The sequence below is a fragment of the Amycolatopsis sp. WAC 01376 genome (assembly GCF_003947415.1).
In the GTDB taxonomy this organism is placed as follows: domain Bacteria; phylum Actinomycetota; class Actinomycetes; order Mycobacteriales; family Pseudonocardiaceae; genus Amycolatopsis.
This window is the reverse complement of record NZ_QHKL01000001.1, coordinates 586,108-608,043: the sequence shown is the minus strand read 5'-3', so window position 1 is coordinate 608,043 and position 21,936 is coordinate 586,108. Positions and strand designations below refer to the sequence as shown.

General features: G+C 64.5%; 20 protein-coding genes and 2 tRNA genes. 17 read left to right on the top strand and 5 right to left on the bottom strand.

What is annotated here, in order from left to right:
- Positions 1–37 precede the first annotated feature (37 nt).
- On the top strand, positions 38–799 hold the full coding sequence (locus tag DMH03_RS02890) for a sulfite exporter TauE/SafE family protein (RefSeq protein ID WP_125790442.1): 762 nt from the start codon (positions 38–40) through the stop codon (positions 797–799).
- 49 nt (positions 800–848) lie between these two features.
- On the opposite strand, the gene hisC is transcribed toward DMH03_RS02890, so the two are convergent.
- Positions 849–1,904 (bottom strand): histidinol-phosphate transaminase, encoded by a 1,056-nt coding sequence (hisC, locus tag DMH03_RS02885; protein WP_125790441.1) that lies wholly within the window; start codon positions 1,902–1,904, stop codon positions 849–851.
- Between the two features lie 97 nt (positions 1,905–2,001).
- Here hisC and DMH03_RS02880 point away from each other — a divergent pair, with 97 nt between their 5' ends.
- The 9 genes from DMH03_RS02880 (at position 2,002) to DMH03_RS02840 (ending at position 10,311) form a co-directional block, all read left to right on the top strand.
- Positions 2,002–2,625: a dienelactone hydrolase family protein gene (locus DMH03_RS02880; RefSeq protein WP_125790440.1), complete on the top strand. Its 624-nt coding sequence runs from the start codon at positions 2,002–2,004 to the stop codon at positions 2,623–2,625.
- A gap of 47 nt (positions 2,626–2,672) precedes the next feature.
- A complete protein-coding gene (locus DMH03_RS02875; RefSeq protein WP_233611254.1) occupies positions 2,673–3,152 on the top strand; it encodes a hypothetical protein in 480 nt (159 codons plus the stop codon).
- Positions 3,152–4,294 carry a PPE domain-containing protein gene (locus DMH03_RS02870; protein ID WP_125790439.1) on the top strand — a complete coding sequence of 381 codons (1,143 nt, stop codon included), beginning with the start codon at positions 3,152–3,154 and terminating at the stop codon, positions 4,292–4,294. Before DMH03_RS02875 ends, DMH03_RS02870 begins: the two co-directional genes overlap by 1 nt.
- Complete coding sequence (locus tag DMH03_RS02865; protein ID WP_125790438.1) at positions 4,294–5,055, top strand: ESX secretion-associated protein EspG; 762 nt, start codon at positions 4,294–4,296, stop codon at positions 5,053–5,055. Before DMH03_RS02870 ends, DMH03_RS02865 begins: the two co-directional genes overlap by 1 nt.
- Before the next feature lie 19 nt (positions 5,056–5,074).
- Positions 5,075–7,051 carry an acetoacetate--CoA ligase gene (locus tag DMH03_RS02860; protein WP_125790437.1) on the top strand — a complete coding sequence of 659 codons (1,977 nt, stop codon included), beginning with the start codon at positions 5,075–5,077 and terminating at the stop codon, positions 7,049–7,051.
- 193 nt (positions 7,052–7,244) lie between these two features.
- Positions 7,245–8,894 (top strand): phosphatidylglycerol lysyltransferase domain-containing protein, encoded by a 1,650-nt coding sequence (locus tag DMH03_RS02855; RefSeq protein ID WP_125791509.1) that lies wholly within the window; start codon positions 7,245–7,247, stop codon positions 8,892–8,894.
- A 65-nt stretch (positions 8,895–8,959) separates the two neighbouring features.
- Positions 8,960–9,049 (top strand) — tRNA-Ser (locus tag DMH03_RS02850).
- A gap of 42 nt (positions 9,050–9,091) precedes the next feature.
- A tRNA-Arg gene (locus tag DMH03_RS02845) sits at positions 9,092–9,165 on the top strand.
- A 195-nt stretch (positions 9,166–9,360) separates the two neighbouring features.
- A complete protein-coding gene (locus DMH03_RS02840; RefSeq protein ID WP_125791508.1) occupies positions 9,361–10,311 on the top strand; it encodes a NaeI family type II restriction endonuclease in 951 nt (316 codons plus the stop codon).
- A gap of 623 nt (positions 10,312–10,934) precedes the next feature.
- On the opposite strand, the gene DMH03_RS02835 is transcribed toward DMH03_RS02840, so the two are convergent.
- Positions 10,935–11,594 (bottom strand): hypothetical protein, encoded by a 660-nt coding sequence (locus DMH03_RS02835; protein ID WP_125790436.1) that lies wholly within the window; start codon positions 11,592–11,594, stop codon positions 10,935–10,937.
- 458 nt (positions 11,595–12,052) lie between these two features.
- On the opposite strand from DMH03_RS02835, the gene DMH03_RS02830 reads away from it, so the two are divergent.
- The 3 genes from DMH03_RS02830 to DMH03_RS02820 all read left to right on the top strand — a co-directional run bounded on the left by DMH03_RS02830 (position 12,053) and on the right by DMH03_RS02820 (position 16,005).
- Positions 12,053–12,694, top strand: a complete 642-nt coding sequence (locus tag DMH03_RS02830; RefSeq protein WP_125790435.1) for a hypothetical protein — start codon at positions 12,053–12,055, stop codon at positions 12,692–12,694.
- A gap of 69 nt (positions 12,695–12,763) precedes the next feature.
- A complete protein-coding gene (locus DMH03_RS02825; protein ID WP_125790434.1) occupies positions 12,764–14,182 on the top strand; it encodes a transcriptional regulator in 1,419 nt (472 codons plus the stop codon).
- Positions 14,183–14,187: 5 nt separating this feature from the next.
- Complete coding sequence (locus tag DMH03_RS02820) at positions 14,188–16,005, top strand: DEAD/DEAH box helicase (protein WP_125790433.1); 1,818 nt, start codon at positions 14,188–14,190, stop codon at positions 16,003–16,005.
- Positions 16,006–16,014: 9 nt separating this feature from the next.
- Here the strand turns inward: DMH03_RS02820 and DMH03_RS02815 are convergent, their stop codons facing one another.
- The gene (locus DMH03_RS02815; RefSeq protein ID WP_125790432.1) at positions 16,015–17,283 is read right to left on the bottom strand and encodes a DNA cytosine methyltransferase; all 1,269 of its coding nucleotides are present in this window, start codon (positions 17,281–17,283) and stop codon (positions 16,015–16,017) included.
- A gap of 95 nt (positions 17,284–17,378) precedes the next feature.
- Here DMH03_RS02815 and DMH03_RS02810 point away from each other — a divergent pair, with 95 nt between their 5' ends.
- Entirely contained in the window at positions 17,379–17,867 is a 489-nt protein-coding gene (locus DMH03_RS02810; RefSeq protein WP_255431226.1) for a very short patch repair endonuclease, read from the top strand.
- Between the two features lie 55 nt (positions 17,868–17,922).
- Here DMH03_RS02810 and DMH03_RS02805 read toward each other — a convergent pair whose 3' ends face one another.
- Positions 17,923–18,486: a TetR/AcrR family transcriptional regulator gene (locus DMH03_RS02805; RefSeq protein ID WP_125790431.1), complete on the bottom strand. Its 564-nt coding sequence runs from the start codon at positions 18,484–18,486 to the stop codon at positions 17,923–17,925.
- Positions 18,487–18,532: 46 nt separating this feature from the next.
- Here DMH03_RS02805 and DMH03_RS02800 point away from each other — a divergent pair, with 46 nt between their 5' ends.
- Together DMH03_RS02800 and DMH03_RS02795 are read left to right on the top strand one after the other, a co-directional pair.
- The gene (locus DMH03_RS02800; RefSeq protein WP_125790430.1) at positions 18,533–19,201 is read left to right on the top strand and encodes an SDR family oxidoreductase; all 669 of its coding nucleotides are present in this window, start codon (positions 18,533–18,535) and stop codon (positions 19,199–19,201) included.
- A gap of 4 nt (positions 19,202–19,205) precedes the next feature.
- A complete protein-coding gene (locus tag DMH03_RS02795) occupies positions 19,206–20,099 on the top strand; it encodes an SWIM zinc finger domain-containing protein (RefSeq protein ID WP_125790429.1) in 894 nt (297 codons plus the stop codon).
- Here DMH03_RS02795 and DMH03_RS02790 read toward each other — a convergent pair.
- A complete protein-coding gene (locus DMH03_RS02790) occupies positions 20,096–21,088 on the bottom strand; it encodes a tetratricopeptide repeat protein (protein ID WP_125790428.1) in 993 nt (330 codons plus the stop codon). The two genes, DMH03_RS02795 and DMH03_RS02790, sit on opposite strands and share 4 nt — an antisense overlap.
- 155 nt (positions 21,089–21,243) lie before the next feature.
- Between DMH03_RS02790 and DMH03_RS02785 the strand changes: the two genes are divergently transcribed.
- Positions 21,244–21,912: an HNH endonuclease family protein gene (locus tag DMH03_RS02785; RefSeq protein WP_125790427.1), complete on the top strand. Its 669-nt coding sequence runs from the start codon at positions 21,244–21,246 to the stop codon at positions 21,910–21,912.
- Positions 21,913–21,936: the final 24 nt, after the last annotated feature.

The following is a 21,936-nucleotide window of genomic DNA, read 5'->3' as shown; positions in this document are numbered from 1 at the left end:
GAGGTAACGGTGCTTAGGGTGCGGACGTGAGTGCTTTATGACGTGGTGGCACGCGGTCGTGATCTTCGTCGCGGGGCTCTGGGCGGGCACCATCAACACGGTCGTCGGCTCGGGCACGCTGGTGACCTTCCCGGTTCTGGTCGCGCTCGGCTACTCGCCGCTGACGGCGACGACGTCCAACGCGATCGGCCTCGCCCCCGGCACGGTCAGCGGGGCGATCGGCTACCGCGAGGAGCTCAAGGGCTACTGGCCCCAGGTCGCCAAACTCGCCGTGGCGTCGTTCTTCGGCGCGATCTGCGGGACGATCCTGTTGCTCTCGTTGCCGAAGGACGCTTTCGAGACCGTCGTACCCGCGCTGGTCGGGCTCGCGGTGGTGCTGGTGATCGTCCAGCCGCGCGTGGGCGCCTGGGTGGCGAAGCGTCGCGAGGAGAACGGGACGGTCCACAAGATCGGGCCGCTCCTGCTGTTCCTGATCTTCCTGATCGGCATCTACGGCGGATACTTCACGGCCGCGCAGGGCGTGATGATGATGGCCGTGATGGGGATGCTGATGTCGGAGTCGCTGCAACGGCTCAACGGCGTCAAGAACGCGCTCTCCGCGGTCGTGAACATCGTCGCCGGCGCGATCTACGCCTTCATCGCGCCGGTCAGCTGGCCCGTGGTCGCGCTGCTCGCGGTCGGGTCCACGATCGGCGGCCAGATCGGCGCGAAGATCGGCCGCAAGCTTTCGCCGAAGGTGCTGCGCGGCGTGATCGTCGTGATCGGCCTCGCCGCGATGGTGCAGCTGCTCCTCAAATAGGAAACGGCCCGCACTCCGTCCACGAAGTGCGGGCCGCCGCGAAGCCTTGTCAGCGCGGGAAATCCCCGGCCGCTTCGAGGAAGAGGTCGTTCTCCTCGGGCGTCCCGATGGTCACTCGCGCGCCTTCGCCCGCGAAGGGACGCACGATCAGCTTGCGCTCGAGTGCGTGCTCCGCGAACTCGGTCGTCCGCTCGCCCAGCGGCAGCCAGACGAAGTTCGCCTGCGTCTCCGGGACTTCGTAACCCTTGGCCACCAAGGCATCCCGGACGCGGGTGCGTTCCGAGACGATCTCCTTGCAGCGTTCGAGCAGTTCGCCGGCCGCGTCGAGGGAGGCGATGGCCGCCGCCTGGGCGATCATGTTGACCGAGAACGCGACGTAGACCTGCTTCAGCGCGACGGTGATCGCTTCCGGCGCCACCGCGTAACCCACGCGAAGGCCGGCGAGGCCGTATGCCTTCGAGAACGTCCGAAGCACCGCGACGTTGTCCCTGCCACGCGCCAGTTCGACGCCGTCCGGCACCTCGGCGTCGGTCACGAACTCCTTGTACGCCTCGTCGAGCACCACGAGGACGCCCGACGGCACGGCGTCGAGGAAGCGCTCCAGCTCCGCGCGCCGCACGACGGTCCCGGTCGGGTTGTTGGGGTTGCACACGAAGACCAGCCGCGTCTTGGGGGTGATCGCGGCGAGCATCCGGTCCAGATCCAGCCCGTGCCCGGCCGTCAGCGGCACCTTCACGCTGACGGCGTTCGCCACCTGCGTGACGATCGGGTACGCCTCGAACGAACGCCACGGGAAGACGACCTCGTCGCCCGGTCCGCACAGGGCCTGGATCATCTGCTGGCAAAGGGAAACCGAACCGCAGCCGACGGCGATCCGCTCGACCGGCTCGTCCAGTTCGCGGGCAAGCCGCTCGACGAGCCCGGAAGCCGTGATGTCCGGGTACCGGTTGATGCCCTGTGCCGTCTCGGCTATGGCCTGCGCCACACTCGGCAGCGGCCCGCCGGGCACCTCATTGCTCGCCAGCTTGATCGCGCCCTGGATTGTCCGGCCAGGGACGTACTTCGGCAACGATTCGAGATCCGCACGCGGCGAAACAGGGGACATCTTCGGCGCTCCTACGTCTGGGGGACGGCTCCGACACCGTATCCTCCCGCGCGAAGGCAAGCTCCGAATATTTACCTAAGAGTGGTCTGATGGAGGAATGACCCTCACGACCACCGTGGAACACCAGCACGCCGACGGCCACACGCTGCGCCTGACCTTCGCCGAACCGGACGGTGTCGTCCGCGGTGGGCTCGTGGTGCTGCATGGGGAGGCCGAAGAGGGTCTGGATCTGCTGCTGGCCGGGCTCGCCGGCGAAGGCTGGCTCACCGTCACCCCGCATCTCGACCGGGACGACCTCACGCAGCAGGATCTGCTCGAAGCCACCGACGCGACGCTTTCGTGGCTCGGCGAGCGCGGTATCCAGGCGGATCTCGTCGGCGTCGTCGGTTTCGACCTCGGCGGGACCGCCGCGCTGGTCGTGGCGTCGAACCGCAGGCTGGGCGCGGCGGTGAGCGTCGGCGGGCAGGGCGTCACCGGGCTGCCGGTGCTCGTCGAGATCGCGGGACGGCTCACCAGCCCGTGGCTCGGCATGTACGGCGACGCGGGGGACGAGGCCGGAGGCGCCGAGGTCGAGCAGCTGCGTGACGCGGCGGCGACGGCGGACGTCGCGACGAACGTCGTCCACTACCCGGGCGCCAACCACCGCTTCGACGCCGACCCGGACGCGGCCGCGGAGGCCTGGCAGCGCACGTTGAATTGGTTCGACGCCCACCTGCGCTGACGCCATTCGCGCTAGCATTCCCCTGAGATGTGACAGGGGAGGGTCGAATGGCACAGTCACCCAAGGTACCTGCGACGCCACAAGCCGCGTTCGGAGCTTCGGCTCCGGCGCTGGCTCCGGTGGCGGGTCAGATCCGGGATGCCAAGACCGATGCCAAGAAGGGGACCGTCAAGGTCTCCGAGGACGCCGCCAAGAAGCTCGTCGACGCGCTGCTGAAGGCACGCCATGAGCTCAACGCGCTGATCAAGGACTCGACGGAGTTCAACGCGCCGTTGAAGCTGGGCGACAACTTCGTCGGTCACACGATGAGCGAACGCTTCCAGGGCGCCGCGAACAAGGGGACCGAAGCGGCCGTACCCGTTCTCAAGGACTTCGCCGTGGTGCTCAAGGACTTCCAGCTCACCGTGATGGCGGCGCGGAAGATGTACGTCGCCGCGGACGAAGAAGGCCAGGAGCAGCTCGAACGGGTCGCCCGCCGGTTCGACATGGAGGACATCGTCGAGCACGAGCGGAAGGACGAGCACTGATGCGCATCCTTCCCATGCCGTGGCCGCCGCGGGAGCCCGAACCGCAGCCCGGCCCCGATCACCTCAACGCCGACATCGACTGGATGAGCTACTCGCATCGAGAGCTCTACGAGATGGTCCACAACGAGCTGGACCTCGCGAGCGCGGAGGCCGTCGCCGCGCAGTGGACGAAGATCAGCGCGTTCCTCGACAGGGTGGGTTCCGAACTCAGGGCGGCGCTCGTCGCCACCGCCGATGGCTGGACGGGCGAGGGCGCGGACAGGGCCCGTGACGCCGCGATCAAGCTCGTCGACTGGGCGGGCGACACGGGCTGGCGTGCGGAGAACGTCGCGAACTGCGTGCGCCGCCAGGCGGACATCGCCGACACCGCGCGGCGCACGATGCCCGAGCCGCCCGGACACGCGCCGCGGCCCAAGATGCCGGAGCCGCCGAAACGCCGTCCGATCCCGGTCTCCGATGATTCGACGCAGGCGATGTCGACGTCGGCGCCGTCGGAATCCGGCTTCGCCGAGGCGGGGCGGATCGTCGCCGAACCCACCGACGAGAGTTCGCAGGATCTGCATCGGCAGGCGGCCGACGTGATGACGCGGATGCAGCGGAGCTCCGGCGAGGTCTACGAGAACGTTCCGACCTTCACCTCGTACGGCAAGCAGCCGAATATCCTCAAGACGCCCGAAGAGCCGGAGCCGAAACCGAAACCCGAACCGACGCCGGAACCGGTGCCGCCGCCGGACGACTCCACGCGCGGCAGCGGCGCCGGCGACGCCGCCCCGATTCAGGTCCGGGAGCCGGTCGAGACGCCGCGCGCGCCCGGCGCGAGCAGCGGGGCCTACGTGCCGCCGCCGTCGTCCGGTACCTCCGGGGGAACCCACGAGCAGCTCGGGCAGGGCGGCCGATCCGGTGCCGGCGGCTTCGGGCCGTCGGGACAGCAGCCCGGTCAACCCGCCGGGACACGCGCCGCGGCGGCCGGGGGTATGGGCGGCTTCGGCGGGATGCCGATGGGGATGGCGCCCTCGCAAGGACGGCAGGGCGAAGAGGACCACAAGGCGCCGGACTACCTCGTCGAGGATTCCGACATCTGGGGCCTCAGCGGGCACGTGACCCCGCCGGTCATCGGCGAAGACCCGAGGAGCGGTCGCTGATGGACTGGATCCGGTTGCACATCGGCGAACTGTTCCTGCTCTGGTCGGCGCACGGACGCGACGAACTGCCCGCGGTACTGGAGGTCCCGCACGTCGGGCGGACCCCGGAGTTCCGCGCGGAACTGGTGGCCACGGCGAACGGGACGCTCTCGGAACGCGGCCTCGGCACGGTGGAGGCGCCTTCGCCCGAGCTGGTCGGGCTGCTGCACACCGTCGCGAACAGCGAACTGACGCTCGACCTGCGGCTCGACGGGGATCCGGCGTACCGGGCCGTCGGCTGCGTATCCGATCGCGGCGCGGTCGCGATCGGCGTCTCGGGCACCGACGTCGAGCTGTCGGCGCTGCGGGAACCGCTCGTCGCCGCGACCTTGCTGCAGGCGTTGCCGCCGTGCGACCAGGGGCGAGGCCTCTCGGTCAACCTGCGCGTCGACGACTACACGGCCGCGTGCGAGGCGGGGGAGCGCGGCGGGCAGCCGGCGTTCTCCGACGTCCTTCGTGACGCCGGGCTGCGTGAACCCGAGGTCATCGTGATGGTGCGGATCGCGACACAGCGGATCGGCAGCGGGCGGCTCGGCGCGACCAGGAAGTCGTGGGAGGGCCGCTGGGTGCGCGGCGAGGGCACGTTGACCTGGGTGGACACCCCCGACGGCCGCTATGGGCTTCGTCGCGACCGGGGCTGGCTGACCATCACCCCGCTCGACGCGGCGCGGCTCAAGACGATGGCGTACGAGCTGTTCACGGGGGCTCGCCAGTTCGGTTAACGAGGGTTAACATCGCGGGGTGACGCACACCGCCGACGCCCCAGAAGTGCTCTGGCGCCCTGAGCCGAGCCGCCTGTCCGACACCAAGATCGACGCGTTCCGCCAGTGGCTGCGCACCGAACGCGGCGTGGAAGTCGACGACTACAACGCGCTGTGGGAGTTCTCCGTCCAGCGCGGACCGGAGTTCTGGTCCGCCGTCGCCGACTTCCTCGGCCTGCGCTGGCACGACGAGCCCGGCGCGGTGCTCACCGGCGAGATGCCGAACGCGCGATGGTTCGAAGGCGGCACGCTGAACTACGCCGAGCACTCGCTCATGCCCGGTGTCGCGGGCGCCGCGAAGGCCGACGACGAGGTCGCCGTGATCTTCCATCGCGAAGACGGCCTCTCGTCGCAGCTGACCTTCGGCGCCCTGCGGTCCGCCGTCGCCTCCGCGCGGGAAGGGCTGCGGAAGCTGGGAGTGTCCAAAGGGGACAGGGTCGTCGCGCTGGCGCCGAACTGCCCGCAGACGCTGATCGCCTTCCTCGCCACCGCCAGCCTCGGCGCGATCTGGTCGTCGTGCTCGCCGGACTTCGGCGTCCGCGCGATCACCGACCGGTTCGCGCAGATCGAGCCGAAGGTGCTGCTCGCCGTCAACGGCTATGTCTACAATGGACGGTGGTTCGACAGCCGGTCGACGGTGAACGCCCTGCGCGACGAGATCTCCACGCTCGAAGCGACGGTGCTCATCGACTACGCGGGTGGCCGCCTCGACGGGACGCTCGACTGGGACACGCTGCTCGCCGACAACGCCGGCGCGGAACTGGCCTTCGAACCCGTCGAATTCGGTCACCCGCTGTGGGTCCTGTACTCCTCGGGGACCACCGGCCTGCCGAAGGGCATCGTCCACGGCCACGGCGGCATCACCCTCGAACACCTCAAAGCCCTTGCCCTGCAAAGCGATCTCGGCCCGGGCGATCGGTTCTTCTGGTTCACCACCACCGGCTGGATGATGTGGAACTTCCTCATCTCCGGCCTGCTGACCGGAACCACGATCGTGCTCTTCGACGGCAGCCCGGGACATCCGGACCTGAACGTGTTGTGGCACTTGGCCGAACAGCACCGCGTCACCTACTTCGGCACGTCGGCGCCGTACATCCAAAGCTGCTTGAAGGCCGGCATCAAACCGGCCGAACGGTACGACCTCACCGCGTTGCGCGCCTTGGGATCCACCGGCGCGCCGCTGAGCGTCGAAGGCTTCCGGTGGATCGTCGACGAGGTCGGCAAACGCGTCCAGATCTGCTCGGTCTCCGGCGGCACGGACCTGTGCGCGGCGTTCGTCGCCTGCGCCCCGGACGTCCCGGTCTGGCTCGGCGAGCTTTCCGTCCGCGCGCTCGGCGCCGCCGTCGCCGCGTTCGACGAGCAGGGGAAGCCCGTCGTGGAGACGGTCGGCGAACTGGTGATCACCGAGCCGATGCCGTCGATGCCGGTGTACTTCTGGAACGACCCGGACGGCTCACGGCTGCGCGAGGCGTACTTCGAGATGTACCCCGGGATCTGGCGGCACGGCGACTGGATCCGGATCACCGGCCGCGGCTCCGCGGTCATCTACGGGCGCAGCGATTCGACGCTCAACCGCGGCGGCGTCCGGATGGGCACGGCCGAGTTCTACCGCGTCGTCGAGTCGTTCGACCAGGTCGCGGATTCGCTGGTGATCGACACGTCGGCGGCGGGAAACGAGGACGGGCAGCTGCTGTGCTTCCTCGTGCTGGCCGAGGGCGCGTCGCTCGACGAGGTGGAGCCCGCACTGCGCAAGGAGCTGCGTGGGGCCCTCTCGCCGCGGCACGTGCCCGACCGGTTCGTCCAGGTGAGCGAAGTACCCCGGACGCTCAACGGCAAGAAATGCGAGGTTCCGGTCAAGAAGATCCTTTCGGGGGTTTCACCTGACCGCGCCGTCAGCCGGGATGCCCTGCTGAACCCCGACGCCCTTGTACCGTTCGTGGAGCTGGCAAGGAGCTAGGCCGCGTCCTGTGAGCCCGTTCGATGGTCTTCGCGCCCAGGCGGCCCCTGACGGCACGGGCGGTCCAGCCGAGTACAACCCGGTACGAGGCCGAACCGCCCGCACCGTCAGGAACCACCTGGATCACGAAGCCCATCGAACGGGCTCACAGGACACGACCTGACGGGAGCGGGATTTGGCGGGCGCTTGGCGGGTGGCGGGTGCCACCTCGGTGGCGGTGATCACCTGGGTGACGCGGCTGGCCGGACTGCTGGCCCTGGTCTCGGTGCTGGTCCCGGCCGGACGGCGCACCCTGCGCGGACGCGTCGCCGAATGGCTGGAACTGCCGCACGAGGCCACGGTCGGCGCCGTCACGGTCGCGCTGGTGACCGGGGTGCTGCTGATGCTGCTCGCCACCGGCCTCAAGCGGCGCAAGCGCCGGGCCTGGCAACTGGCGGTCGCCACCGCCGCGCTGCTGACCGTGTCGCACCTCGGGCTGCGGCACGCGGCGGGCGCCGGTCTCGTGTCGCTCGCGTTGCTGATCGCCCTGATCGCGACACGGCGCCACTTCATCGCGCTCCCCGATCCGGTGACCGGCCGATGGCGCGCGATCCGGGTCTTCCTGGAGCTGACGGCGGCCGGCGTCGCGATCAACTTCGTCCTGCTCTCGGTCGCGCCCGTCGCCGCGAGTGCCGTCGACCGCCTGGCGCAGTCGATGCTGGCCCTGATCGGCGTGAGCGGTCCGGTGGTGTTCCCCGCGCTGTGGCTGGAGGACCTGTCGGCCGCCGTCGGCCTCCTGTTCGGCATCGGGGCTGTGCTGCTGGCGGCGTACTTCCTGCTCCGCTCGGCCGAACCCGCGCCGGAGCTGACCGACGACGAGGTCGAGCGGCTCAGGGCGCTGCTGGGTGAACGGGACTCGCTGGGCTACTTCGCGCTGCGCCGGGACAAGTTCGTGGTCTTCTCGAAGTCGGGGAAGGCCGCGGTGACCTATCGCGTGATCGCCGGTGTCGCGCTGTGCTCGGCGGACCCGCTCGGTGACCCGGAAGCGTGGCCCGGCGCGATCGAGGAGTACCTGGACGTCTGCCGCCGGTACGCCTGGACCCCGGCGGCCATGGGCTGCTCGGAACTGGGCGCGACCGTCTGGGCGCGCTTCGGGCTGGAGGTGCTGGAGATCGGCGACGAGGCCGTCGTGGATACGGAGACCTTCACCCTCGAAGGCCGCGTCATGCGCGGAGTCCGCCAAGCCGTCTCACGCACGAAGCGCGCCGGCTACACCGTCCGCGTCCGCAAGGCCGAAGACCTGTCTCTCGCCGAATTGAACGAACTCCGCACCCTCGCCGCCACCTGGCGCGGCACAGACACGGAACGCGGCTTCTCGATGGCACTCGGCCGCATGGGCGACCCGGGCTCGGTCCTGGTCACCGCCGAGCACGACGGCCGGGTGCGCGGCCTCCTCCAGTTCGTCCCATGGGGCGAAAAGGGCCTCTCGCTGGACGTCATGCGCCGCGACCGGACCGCCGACAACGGCGTCAACGAACTGATGATCTCCGAACTCCTCCTCACGACCCCCGCACGGCACGTCTCCCTGAACTTCGCCGCCTTCCGCGCGGTGCTGGAGCAAGGCCAACGCATCGGCGCCGGCCCCGTCGCCCGCCTGTCCGCCCGGACATTGCGATTCTTCTCACGCTGGATCCAGATCGAGACCCTCTACCGCTTCAACGCGAAGTTCCAGCCGCGCTGGGTCCCGCGCTACCTGGCCTACCCCGCGGCCCGCGACCTACCCCGAGTCGGCGTCGCCGTCTTCGAAGCCGAAGGCCTCGGCGGCCGCCCATCCGGCCTGCTCAGAGCCCTGCAACGCGTCTAAGGGGGCCCCCTTCCAAGGGGGTCCGCGGGGTGTGTAACCTATTTGAGCAGTGGTCGTTGGGCCTGGGAGGCTTCGCCTAGTCTGGTCTATGGCGCCGCACTGCTAATGCGGTTGGGGGTAACCCCCCCTCCCGGGTTCAAATCCCGGAGCCTCCGCTGGTGCCTGTTCCGGCAGGTGCTAGATTGATAACTGAACAAGCGCCCGTAGCTCAGCTGGATAGAGCATCTGACTACGGATCAGAAGGTCAGGGGTTCGAATCCCTTCGGGCGCACGTCTGGTTGAGACAGCACTAAGGCCCTCCCGTTCGCGGGAGGGCCTTTTTGTCTGTCCGTTAACTGCTGGACCGGACACGCGCGACTGGGGCAGCATGTGTTCAGTGCCAGCCAGGCGTGCTTCCGCCGCTGTGCCGGCATCGGTATGAAGTTGAGCACTTTGAGTGCAGCGAGGGGACGCCGGCTTGTTCGACATGGTTCTAGAGGGTCCGCCTGGACGTGGAGATGACCCTGAACTCGACGCTGTAACCGACCGGCTTTATGAGCATGATCCGTCCGGCGACCGTGTCGCCAAGGTACTTAGAGAAACAATTGACCAGCTTCTTGACGGGCGCCGAAGCGGCCGGTGGGATTACGTACAGCTTCACAAGACCGAAAAGACCCACATGGGCACGTTGGTTGAGATCAACCTGCACCGTGAATTTAATTTCGCAGATGGAGTGGCTACCGACTATCGGATCGCCGGCCATGATGTGGACTGCAAGTTTTCCCAGCGGATCGGAGGCTGGGAGATGGGGCCCGAGATGGTCGACCAGCTGTGCTTGGTGATCTGGGCAAGTGACCTGGAAAGCAGGTGGCGCGCCGGCCTTGTCCGGGCCAGGCAAGATCGGTTGCGACTGACTGCAAATCGAGATGCGAAGCGTCGCCTGACGGAGCGCGGCGTCACCGAGATCAGATGGCTCTGGTCGTCGCACGGCGATCTCGCTCCGAACGTCCTGTTGCACCTTGATCCGCTGAAGCGGGAGCGGATCATGAACGCCTGCGCAAGACGTGGCGATCGACATGCGCAAGCACGGTTGTTTCAACTGTGCCGAGACGTTCACAATCAGATAATCACCCGGGCCACCGTTGAAACAGTGGGCTGGGGCCTGGATGATCCGTTAAAACGGATGCGCAGCAATGGCGGTGCCCGCGATGCGCTTCGTCCCGAAGGCTTGCTTGTTCTTGGGCACCAGGACAATGATCCTGGAGTTGCGTCCGCGTTAGGACTCCCGGTTCCGCAGAAGGGGCAGTTCGTAGTCACCCGGGTTGTTCCCGCGGGAAACGATGAAGGCATGCCTGTGGCCTCGATACAAGGCCAGCTCTGGCGGAAGGCAACACGAGATGATCCTCCGCACCCGGCCCCGGTTGTTCCTCGTAGCTAGGTTGCGGTGTTAGGTGATCGGCGCTAACGGCTCCCGCTGGCCTGGCTACCCGAGCTGTATCGATTAGCCAGGCCAGCGGGAGTGAAATCAGCAGTAATACGACACAGGGCCGGCTAACTCAGCAGCCAGATGATCAAGCCTACGAGCGCCGATCCGGCGGCGTAGGCAAGGCCCTTGACGAAGTGCGTGCAGGCAAGCTGCCACCACCGGCGCCATCCGGTGGGCTCAGGGTGCCTGTTCCCACCAGCAGGTTTACCGGGAACCAGCCTTCCCGACCGTGTGACTCGGGCCGGACGGCCACCCGAAGAAGAGCGGCGACGTTTACTATTCATGTAGGGACTCCTTGTCCGCGGAGGTTGGCAGGGGTTCTGAAGGGGGAGGGCCCGGCCGGCCTTGGTTCCTAGGCCTGCCGGTCGGGTCTTCCTTCGATATCTCGGTCTTCGTGAATACATATCGCTCTACCTCAACTACGTATTGTTGATCACAACACTGCGAGTTACTGATGGATTGCGCGAAGGAGGACCTCGCGCGACGGGAGGCAGGTCAGAGCGGGACGTAGCGGCGTCAAGCCAGTTCGCTCCCGCCGCCTCCGGTAGCAAGGACGACGTTCCGGACAGGGTCACCTACCTTTCCAAAAGTACGAGTGCGTTGTCGGCCAGTCCGGCACTGAGGAGCTCTCCGATGATGGCCAGTCGATCTTGTGGGCTGCGGCTCTGTGCGCCACGCAGGAGCACATCCGCAGCATCAGGGTGGCCAGCTTCAACGAAGAACGACACAGCACCGGCCACTTCCTCAGCGGTTACTTCGGAAGCAGTCGCCCAGAGAACACTGGAAACGTCATGCAGGCGTTCGCTCTCGATGTAGGCCAAGACCTCATCGAGTCCTGGTGGCGGCGTGGGTGCGCTCGTCGCGTTGCGCCGGTCGACGTGGGGCGGCGTGCTGTTGCGCCGGTCCGTTGCTTGGTGAGCGTCCACCGAATCGGGCGGCACTTCCGTGAGCGCACGATGGCAGCTAGGGCACAACCCCACCTTGGCAGCGGCTCGGAGTTCGAGAAGGTGCTCAAGGGTGAACGGCATTGTGGTGAGCACGCCATGCTTTGCAACGTCCTGTGCCGCCTCCTCGTACATCAAGATCAAAGTTGCGATCGCTGGTAGCCGCCGCGCGTTGTAGTAGTGCGAGAGTGATGCGTCTGAGACTCCAAGTCGCTTACTCACCGCGGCGATAGTGCTTGAGTGGAAGCATTTGTGCAGGTCAGTGAGAGCCTCGGCGAAAGCCGCGGCCATGGGCGTAGTCCCGTCCGGGTATCTGCCGCCCACGCGTCCTATCGGTGGCATCCCCCTCGCTCAACCCCTTCCTTGAAGAGTTGCGTACAGCCCTTCGGCGCGTGAAGGCGCGAAGGACATGTACGCGACTGTAGGGCATCGACGTCATTCAGGTGGCAGCGACTGGCTCAAAAATCTCAATTTTTCTTGCGGCAACAAAAATCTGTCCGCAGCCCGTCCGCTATTCGATATATCGCAATACATCGCAATATGTCGGATAGCGTTGCTGGTCCGTACAATCGGTGTAGTAATTACAAAAAATGTAGGGATGCTTGCGCGGTGGGCTCGGTGAACCTTCTGTGTTACAAAGGAAGTTCAGCTGTCATGGTCTGCTGGTTCGCAGTGTGACCTGTCAGCGAAGTCGGCACAGAAGGGCTTTATGCGTGCTCCCGTCGTGGCAAGATCATGAGCTTGGAACGATGAAGCGAGTCGCCCTGTGGCTGCTCGCGGAAGTCGGCGAGGGAAATAAATTTACAAAGGAGAAGCTAAGAAAAGATTTTCCGGGTGTGTCCCAGATTGACAGAAGGATGCGGGATCTTCGAAAGTATGAATGGCAGATCGACACCAACCGTGAAGACCTAACCCTTGATCCTCACGAGCATTGCTTCGTCAAAGCTGGCCTCCCCGTCTGGGAGCGAGGTGTTGCGCTTAGTCAACGAGCAAATGCTGCTATAGGCGCCGCCTTGCGCAGAGAGGTACTCGCGGCCGATGGCAACATGTGCCGGTCGTGCGGCATTACACCTGGTCACCCCTACGTCGGCACACATGAGATGGCTCAGCTTGACATCGCTCGCCGGCACGTGGTCACGCCCACGGGTGTCGAGGTACAGCTAGTCACCGAGTGTAAGAGGTGCAGGGTCGGCGGACGGGGCATCGAGGCCAGCCTGGATGCCGTACTGCGGGACCTGTCTGCCCTTGGGGCTATCGAACGCCGTCTGCTAACCAGCTGGGTTAAAGCAGATAGCAGAGACTTCAGCCGGATTGAGGAGCTGTGGGGCGACTACCGGTCCTTGCCGGCTGAAGCACGGTCTAAAGTCCAGGAAGCGCTAGGCCTTGGCTAGACCGTACTAAGCTATCACTTCGGCAGGCTGCACTGCTGAACCAGAGCGACTTCGTATCGGGAGAGAGTAGTGACTAAAGACTACGGTCGGCCGCCACGAGCTGAAGAGAACCGCGCGCTGATCGAGAGTCGACTGGCAGAAGTTGCTGCCGGCGCAGGGGTGCACGAGACTGTAACTATTGACTGGCGTGGCCGGCCAACGCATCTCGATGTTATCGAGATGTCGGTAGGTGACCTGTACTACAACCCAGCTACTCACAGGATTCGCGCTCAACGCAGTCACGACAGCTCGCGAAGTGACTTGCTCGAACAGGACCCCTGGAGCCAGGGAAGTCAAGAGTACCTGGACTTCTTGCTCAAAGCCTTGCCATCGGATCTTTCGAAAGTTGATCCAGTTTTCACTGGGTTGGCAGAGAGTCTGAACGAATATAAACAAACTGACCCGGGGCTAATCACCCGCGACGGTGTGCTTGTAAACGGTAATACGAGGCGTGCGGCTCTGCTTCAGATTGGCGGGCCGGGGCAAGGCATGCGTGTCGCGGTTCTTCCTGAGTCATGTAGTTGGGCTGATATAAGCGACGTCGAGCTGTCTTTGCAGCTCCGAAAGACGCATCATCGAGAGTACTCCTATGTCAACCGGCTACTAGCTATTGATGAACTTACCAAACAGGGAATGCCGACTAGTGTGATCGCGACAACTTTTCGCACTACGGCAGCTGCGTGCGAACAAGACTTGTGGGTGCTCAGGTGTATCGAATCACTAGTCGAACGCAGCAAGGCGCAGGGTGCGCTCCTGCCAATCTTTGCGTTCGAAGATAAAGCTGAGAAGCTTAAAGAACTATATCGGCGATACCAAAAAGACATCACTGTTGACCCGGAAATGGCAGAGTTGGTAAAGGAGTATCGTCTGGCCGCTATCACTCTTGACTTTTCGAAGACCGATGTGCGGTTGATTGAAGATGATTTTCAACAGCGTTATCTGTCTAAACACCTTCCTGAGATGCTGAAAGAACAAGACGCCGGTCATGAATCAGTTGCTATCCCGGGGTTAAATCGGAAGGTTAAGGGTGCGTCAAATGCCTTGGCTTCTGTCAGAAAGCTAACTGATACAGCTTTGCGGGCAAAGGCTGCCGAAGCATCTGACCCCGTCCTCCGGGATCCTGCCGCAGCCGAAGCAGCGCAGGCTGGAGAGGAACTTCGTAAGGCAATGGAGAAGGCCCTGGTGCCGGCGGGCAAGGATGCTCGGATACGAAAGCGGAAGCAGGCGGCCCCAACAAGGCTTCTGGATGCTTGCCAAGATATCGATCAATGTGTCACTGACCTGGTTATGTCTCGGGGTTCTAGAAGTCTAGATGAAGAATCTTTTGACGAGGCGGTCCTCAAGCTTAGGAAGAGTCTGGAGCGGCTTGCGTTGGAAACTCGACGTACAGTTTCCGTTCCCGGTGATGGAGTGGACTGGCTCACCGCGGCCTTCTATTCAGGGTCTTAATGGTTATGGACTCGGAGGCGAGCCTATTTATTGGCTTTGATGTAACTCGCACTCAAGCCTTGCTGCGTGCACGGTTAGATTTTGTTCCCGCTTTGGGGCGGCTGCTCGAGCGTTTTCCGGCCGGGCGGTTCTCGGACAAGACGGCTGCGGTCGTTCCTGTCGATGAATTTCTTATTGGCCTTGAGGCATTAGCTGTTTGGCCCGAACCAGAAACAGTGGTCTGGGATGCAACGTTTCAAGCAACTGTCGAGGAGATGCTTGATGACGCTGAAGACGCTGATAGGCGACTTCGCGGTGACGAGCAAACCGAAATTGATGCTAGTGAAGTTGATGAACTTCTCGGGCCAAGCTGGTGCGGTGAGCTGACCGACTTTCAGCGTCGGGATGTAGCCCGCTTGATATCACTTGGGCATAGTGCGAATTTCAGTGTTCCTGGCGCAGGTAAGACGCGGGTGGCGCTGGCGGTCTTCGCGGCGATGCGTGAGAAAGGGAAAGTCGATCGTCTGCTAGTGGTTGGCCCAAAGGCTGCTTACGAAGCGTGGCTTTACGAGGCCAGGGTCTGTTTTAAGCGGCCACTCGAAGTAAAAATCGTAACCAATCGCCTGCCAGGTGCAGCAGATCTGCTTCTAGTAAATTATGAACGTTTAAACCCTTCTCTCGCTGGGTTTGCTAAGTGGTTGCAAGAATCTCCCGGAATGATGATCCTAGATGAAGCTCATAGGATGAAATTGGGCGCTGCTGGGGTCTATGGGTCTGCCTGTATGGCGCTTGGCCCATTAAGTCGAGTCCGGATGATTCTTAGTGGTACTCCGGCGCCTAATGGCCCTAAAGATCTTGAAAGCCTCTTGGCATTCGTATGGCCAGGCCGTGGTCGCCGGGTCGTCCGGCAGGCGGTTGGTGGGGGAGATCTTGGCTATGCGAGTAGCAAACTGAGGCCGCTCTACACGCGAACGACAAAACAAGAGCTGGGCTTGCCTCCTGTTTCAACACGTGTTCGGAAGGTTGAAATGTCACCTCTGCATCGCGAGATATACGATGCGATGGTTGGCCAGTTCACTGCTCGTGCGGAGCGAAACCGCAACGACTTCGAATCATTGGGCAGGGCAGTTCTCCGGCTATTGATGGCGGCTACCAGTCCCGCCCTTCTTGTGGAGGGAGCGACAAAGTACGAGCCGCTTTCTTTTCAGATCCCGCCTTTGGAAGTGCATGAAGGCGAGCCGCTCTATGTCTTGCTTAGAGATTTGTCAAAGTATGAAATCCCTCCTAAGTATCAAGAAGCTTTAGCTATTGTCGCAGATAATGCGAGAAAGGGTCTAAAGACGCTGGTTTGGGCTAGTTTTGTGCGGAGCATTAAATCTTTAGAAGTGCTCTTTAAAGACTTCAGTCCGGCTGTGGTGCACGGGGGCACTGTGGACAGAGCCGAGCAACTTCGTATATTTCGCGAAGATCCAGCATGCGCGGTACTTGTTTCGAATCCGGCTACCCTGGGCGAGGGGGTTAGTTTGCATCAAGTGTGTCATGACGCAATCTATGTGGACCGAGATTTTCAGGCAGGTCGATTCTTGCAGAGCCTGGATCGTATTCATCGGCTGGGTCTTGCACGCGACACTGAAACTAGAGTAACAATACTCGAGGCTCAAGGCAGTATTGATGAGATCGTGGCACTGCGATTGAAAGAGAAGCTGGAGTTCATGGGACAAATCTTGGACGATCCCTCAGTCCGGAAGCTGGGCGACCCTGAGGATGAGATTGCGCTCGCGGGTGGCCTGGATGCGGCAGACATACAGGCCATCATTGGCCGAGTTGGCGCAATCCGTCCGTAGATTAGATGACTAGCTGATCTTTGCTCGACTCTTCAGGAACACGGCGTGCCGGTCGTGGTCGTCCTGTCCCATAAAAGCTTTGAAGTCCCCGATCTTGTGCTTTGTTGTGCCGTTATCGGAGATGGTTTCTACGACGAAATCTTTCTTCAGTCTGGCGATGCTGAGCTCAACTTCTGGAATGTCAACTGGCTTCTCGCCGGAATTTTGAAGATGTTCGACCTTGACAAAGTCTCCCACCTCTTTAAGCATCTTGTAGATTGGATCGTGTTCGACTGGCTCGCGCACGACTTTCTTCCCTTTTTTGCCGAGTGCGTTCTTGATGGACTTTCCGACGGCTTCTGCGACCGGCGGCGGGAAGGCGTTGCCGATCTGCCTGTACTTGGATGTCTTGGGTCCCTCGAAAGTCCATTTACCCTCGTCGGGGAACCCTTGAAGTCGTGCGACCATTTCATTGGTCAACTTGGGACCGCGGCCATCGAGAGAGTACTCATCCTTCGGGCCTGGAACGTCGTTGGCAACACCATGAGCGTCGACCCAGAGTTCATGCCAGGCCCGCTTGGCTCGTGTGGGTCCAAGGTCGGCGCCGCCGTGCTTCTTTGAGCCGCCCACGATTGTGGGAGCGATCTTGTTGGCGCGTTCCACCCATTCGTCGATTTGACCCCAGCCTCGTGTTCCCATGAGGTCCTTGAGGGATTCGCCGACTGTCGGGGCGTTGAGGAGCGGCTTGGGCCACTTGAAATAGTCGGCGTATTCCTCTTGAAGCGCTACCAGGACAAATCGCGGTCGCAGCTGTGGAACGTTGAAGTCGGAAGCATGGATAAGGCGCCACTCGGCGACGTAGCCGAAGGATGTTAGGCGATCTAGCACATGCTGCCGGTATCCGGAGAACCGTGGCATGCTCAGGCCTCGGACGTTCTCAAGCAGCAAGGCACGTGGTTCCACTGTCGCAACTTGCTCGATAGTCCAGGCGAAGAGGTCCCGCTCGTCGTTGGCTCCAAGTTGCTTACCTGCGATCGTAAACGGAGGGCAGGGTACGCCGCCCGCGAGCAGGTCGATCCCCTTGTAGTCGTGGGGCTTCCAGATCTCCGGGTCCGCCACGTCACCCGTCTTGATCTTGTCCAAGGTGAAGCCGCTGTTCTTGCGGTCGCTGTTGGTTTGGAGAGTCTTGGAGGCGTTCTCGTCTAGCTCGACCGCAAGCGTGTGATGGAAGCCAGCGTTGTGCAGGCCCAGGGCTTGGCCGCCAGCGCCAGCGCAAATCTCGACGGCGTTGAGCTTCATGGTTACTTAACCTTCCAAGGTGGTACGGCTGGCGAGGGGCCTAGCGAGGTATCTTGCCTCATGTGTCCGTGATCGGATGAAGAGGTTCGGCAGGCGTGGTTCAAGGTGATCGCAGCGAGGCTCGTGCCCGGGCGCATGCGAAGGGGCTCTACCCGGCGCCGAAGGATGCCGGTCGGTCTCGGAACATGCAGGCCAACCGGCGCGCTGACACTAAGCCGGAAGTCGCGCTCCGTAAGGCTCTGCATCACCTTGGGTATCGGTATCGCAAGGATCTTCGCCTGACGTTGGACGATGGCGTGAAGGTTCGCCCGGATGTTGTCTTCACGGCTCGCAAGGTAGCGGTGTTCGTGGACGGTTGCTTTTGGCACGTGTGCCCTGAACACGGAAGACAGCCGACGTCGAATGAGTGGTACTGGACGCCGAAGCTTCGCCGCAACGTTGAACGCGACCGTCTGGTTACGTCCGCTCTGGAGTGCGCCGGCTGGCGTGTGGTTCGCATTTGGGAACACGTGTCCCTGGAGACTGCGGTAGCCGCGGTGACAGATGTCCTCGAACACGGGTTCGACAGTACTAGTGAAGGCTGACAAAACCCGGTATGACACGGCGGCTGGATGCCCGCCAGTTGATCGTGGGCGTGGACTAGTAGACGTCGAACACGCTGGTCAACGCCTGCCGGATCAACCCCGCGAGATCCGCCTCCCCGTCCGTCTCCGCCCAGCGCACAAGCGCCACATGCGCCGCCCCCAGGCAAGCCATAGTCGTGGCTCGCGCCCGAAACTCCGCATCGGGCGACGAGCAGTCGAGGGCGGCAACGATCGCATCCGCTGTCGCGTACTGGCTGTCCAGATGTCGCGCCCGCAGCGCCGGCACCGAGATCATCAGCCGTAGCCGCGCCAGCAGGAACGCCTTCTCCTGCGAAGACCCCAAAGCGGCGGTCGACTCCAGCGCCCGCCCGATCCGCCGAGGCAAAGGGCCGGCGGGCTGCGCGGCGACGGCCGAAGCGGTCACGGGGTCGTATTCGTCGTAGAGGACCAGGTCTTCCTTCGTCGGGAAGTGCCGGTAGACCGTCATCGCCGAGACGCCGGCTGCCGCGGCGACGTCGGCGACGGTGGTGGAGTCGTAGCCGACGTCGGTGAAGAGGTGGATCGCGTGCTCCTGCAGAAGAAGCCGGGTTTCGGCGCGCTGGCGGTCTCGGAGGCTCACGTGGTAGACACTATCAAAGTGTTAGTCACTAACATCTGGGGTGCGTATGAAGACGGCATTGGTGACGGGAGCATCGCGGGGGATCGGGGCGGCGATCGCGCGAAGGCTCGAGAAGGACGGCATAACCGTCCTGAAGCAAGACAGCAGTCAGGCCGACTTGTCGACGATGGAAGGTGTCGACAAGGCCTTGGAGGGCATCGACGGCCTGGACATCCTGGTCAACAACGCGGCAGCCGCGCCGCGAGGGCCGATCGAGACGGACACGCCCGAGGGCTTCGATCACCTGATGGCGGTGAACGTGAAGGCGCCGTACTTCCTCATCCAGCGGGCACCGCTGAACGACGGCGGCCGCATCATCAACGTCTCGTCGGTCGCCACCAGGATGGCCAACCCGGCGCAGACGTCGTTCGCGATGACCAAGGGCGCGCTCGAGACGATGAGCCGCACCCTCGCCCACCAGCTCGGACCCCGCGGGATCACGGTCAACGTCGTCGCGCCCGGCGCCACCAGGACCGCGGACAACGGCGAGATCTTCACGCCGGAGCTGGAGGCCGCCATCAAAACCCTCACCGCGCACCGGAGGCTCGGCACCGCGGAGGACATAGCGGACGTCGTCGCGTTCCTCGCCTCCGACGACGCCCGGTGGGTGACGGGGCAGGTCCTCGACGCGAGCGGCGGGTTGTTCCTCGGGCCGCCGGGCCAAGGCGCAGAATAGGGCGGTGACGTGGTTCAGCGAGGACGAGCTCCGCAGGCAGGCCGGTGACGTCTCCTTCGCGCGCGGGGCCAAGTACCTGGAGTCGGTCGAGACGCTGGACGACGTCGCGGGCGGGGTCGCGGCGGTGGTCAGCGGCACCGACCGGTACACGGTCCGGTTGCGCAATGTCGACGGCGAACTGGTCGGCGAGTGCTCCTGCCCGCACGCGGCGGACGGCTTCTTCTGCAAGCACTGCGTGGCCGTCGGGTTGCTGGTCCTGGAGGGGGTGGCGGACGGTGGCGCGGCCGACATCCGCGGGTACGTCGAAACCCTCGCGCACGCCGAGCTGGTCGAGCTGCTCGTCGGGCACGCGAACGAGGACCCCGCTCTCTTCCGCAAGCTTTCGCTCATGGCGGGCCGCGAGGACCTCGGCGCGTTGCGGCGGCATGTCGAGGGAACGTTGCGGTTGCGCGGTTTCGTCGGTTTCCAGGGCACGGTCGCGTACACCGAGAAGGTGCGCGAGGTGCTCGCCACCGCCAGGGAACTCATGGACGGGCCGCTGTTGTGCCGCGTCATCGAGTTGGTGGTGGAGGCGCTGGACTTCGTCGAGGACTCCTTCGGCGCGCTCGGCTCCGAGGTGGCGGGCGCGCTCGCGTTGTACGCGGAGGCTTGCGCGGACTCGCCGCCGGAGCCCAAGGAGCTCGCGGAGTGGTTGCTACGGCTGGATCTCGACGGTTCTGGCCGCGTCGACGTGAACATCGCGGACTTCACCGCGGGCCTCGGTTTCGAGGGGCTCGCGGTGTTCCGGGCAGGCGTCGAGGAGCGGTGGCGGCTCGACGACGGCGAGGACCCGTACCGCAGCCGCAAACTCCAACGGCTTCGCGAAGGGTTCGCGGCGATGCGGAACTGGCGAGCCTAGAACCGCTGACGGTTGCGGTACAGCTCCTCCAGATCCCGTTGCCCGGCCTGGTCGCCGGTGTCGGCGGCCGCGCGGAACCAGTGCTCGGCCTCTTGGAAGTTCCCGTGGTCGGCGGCCAGCCTGCCGAGGTTGGTGTACGCGGGGACGCTGCCGAGTTCCGCGGCCTTCCGGTACCAGGCGGTGGCCTCGCCGGGGTCGTTCCGGTCGTTGGCCAGCACACCCAGGTTCGTCATCGCGGCGGCGTCGCCCCGTTTGGCGGCCTTGAGATACCAGTGTTCGGCGGCGTCGAGTTCGCCGCGGCGGTGCAGCACCAGGCCCAGCCGGACAGCGGCTTCGGGGGCGCCGGCGGCCGCGGCCGCGTGGTAGCAGCTTTCGGCGCGCGCGAGATCGTTCCGTTGCTGGGCCTGGTGGCCGAGCTTGCACAGCGCGGAAGCGTCGGCCTCTTCCCCCGCCTTGCGCCACCAGGGTTCCGCTTCGGCCGTCCGGCCGGTGTCGCAGAGCACGGCGCCGAGCGTGATCATCCCTTCGACGTTGCCCGCCTCCGCGGCCTCGCCCGCCCAGTACGCGGCCTCGTCGAGCTCGCCGCGCCGATGCAGCGTCCGCGCCAGTTCCGCCATCGCCTCGACCCGGCCCTCGGTGGCCGCGCGCCGCCACCAGTCCTCGGCGGCGGCGACGTCACCTCGTTGCGCACAGAGATTTCCCAGATGCGACATGGCATGCGAATCACCGGCGGTCGCGGCTTCGCGGTACCAACGTTCGGCCTTCTCCGGTACGCCGCGTTCGGCGAGGAGGTGCGCCAGGTTGCCCATCGCGACCCTGTCCCCGCCCTCGGCGGCCTTCCGGAACCACACCTCGGCCTCGTCGAGATCGCCGCGCTCCAACGCGGTGGATCCCATACGTGCCATGGCGATCACATGTCCGCGTTCCGCGGCCTTCCGGTTCAGATAGTCGTCGACCCGGGTGTTCCATTTACGTTTTTCGGCGCCCACAAGCCCGCTCCTTCCGGCAGCGTCCCTGGGGTAGTCGCTGCTCAGGGCCCGGATGTGACAACAACTACCGGGTGTCATCGCCGTGTCGCACCCGGTTTCCGCACCCGTCGCGGCGATACTTGGCGCTCCCCATCCCCGTCGAGAGGAATCGCGCGGTGGCCACGCGTACCAGCCAGATGACCACGGCTCAGCGGCTGCTCCTGTTGATCACCCTCGCCGCCGTCGTCCTCGCGGTCTTCTGGTTCGTGAGCGGCAAGGGCGACGCGTTGCAGCCGAAGCCCGCCAACCCCGCGAGCGCCGTCGACGCGCGCAAGCAGCTGGACGAGCTCACCGTCGCGCCGCGCGGTTCGATGGACGGCTACGACCGCAAGAAGTACCCGCATTGGGACAACCAGGGCAACAACTGCAACACGCGCGAGTTCGTGCTCAAGCGTGACGGCAAGGACGTCAAGGCCGGTTCCGACTGCGCCCCGACCTCCGGCAGCTGGACGAGCATCTACGACGGCGAGACCTGGACCAAGCCGACCGACGTCGACATCGACCACATGGTCCCGCTCGCGCAGAGCTGGGTCAGCGGCGCGAAGTCGTGGACCGAGGAGAAGCGTCGCCAGTTCGCGAACGACCTGACGCGGCCGCAGCTGTTCGCCGTCACCGACAACGTCAACCAGGAGAAGAGCGACAAGGCGCCGGACCAGTGGAAGCCGCCGCTCGTCTCGTTCTGGTGCACCTACGCCACCGACTGGATCACCGTGAAGCACTACTACGGCCTCACGGTCACCACCGCGGAGAAGAGCGCGCTCGGCGACATGCTCGGTCGTTGCTGATCAGCCCGGCTTCGGGTTGGCTGG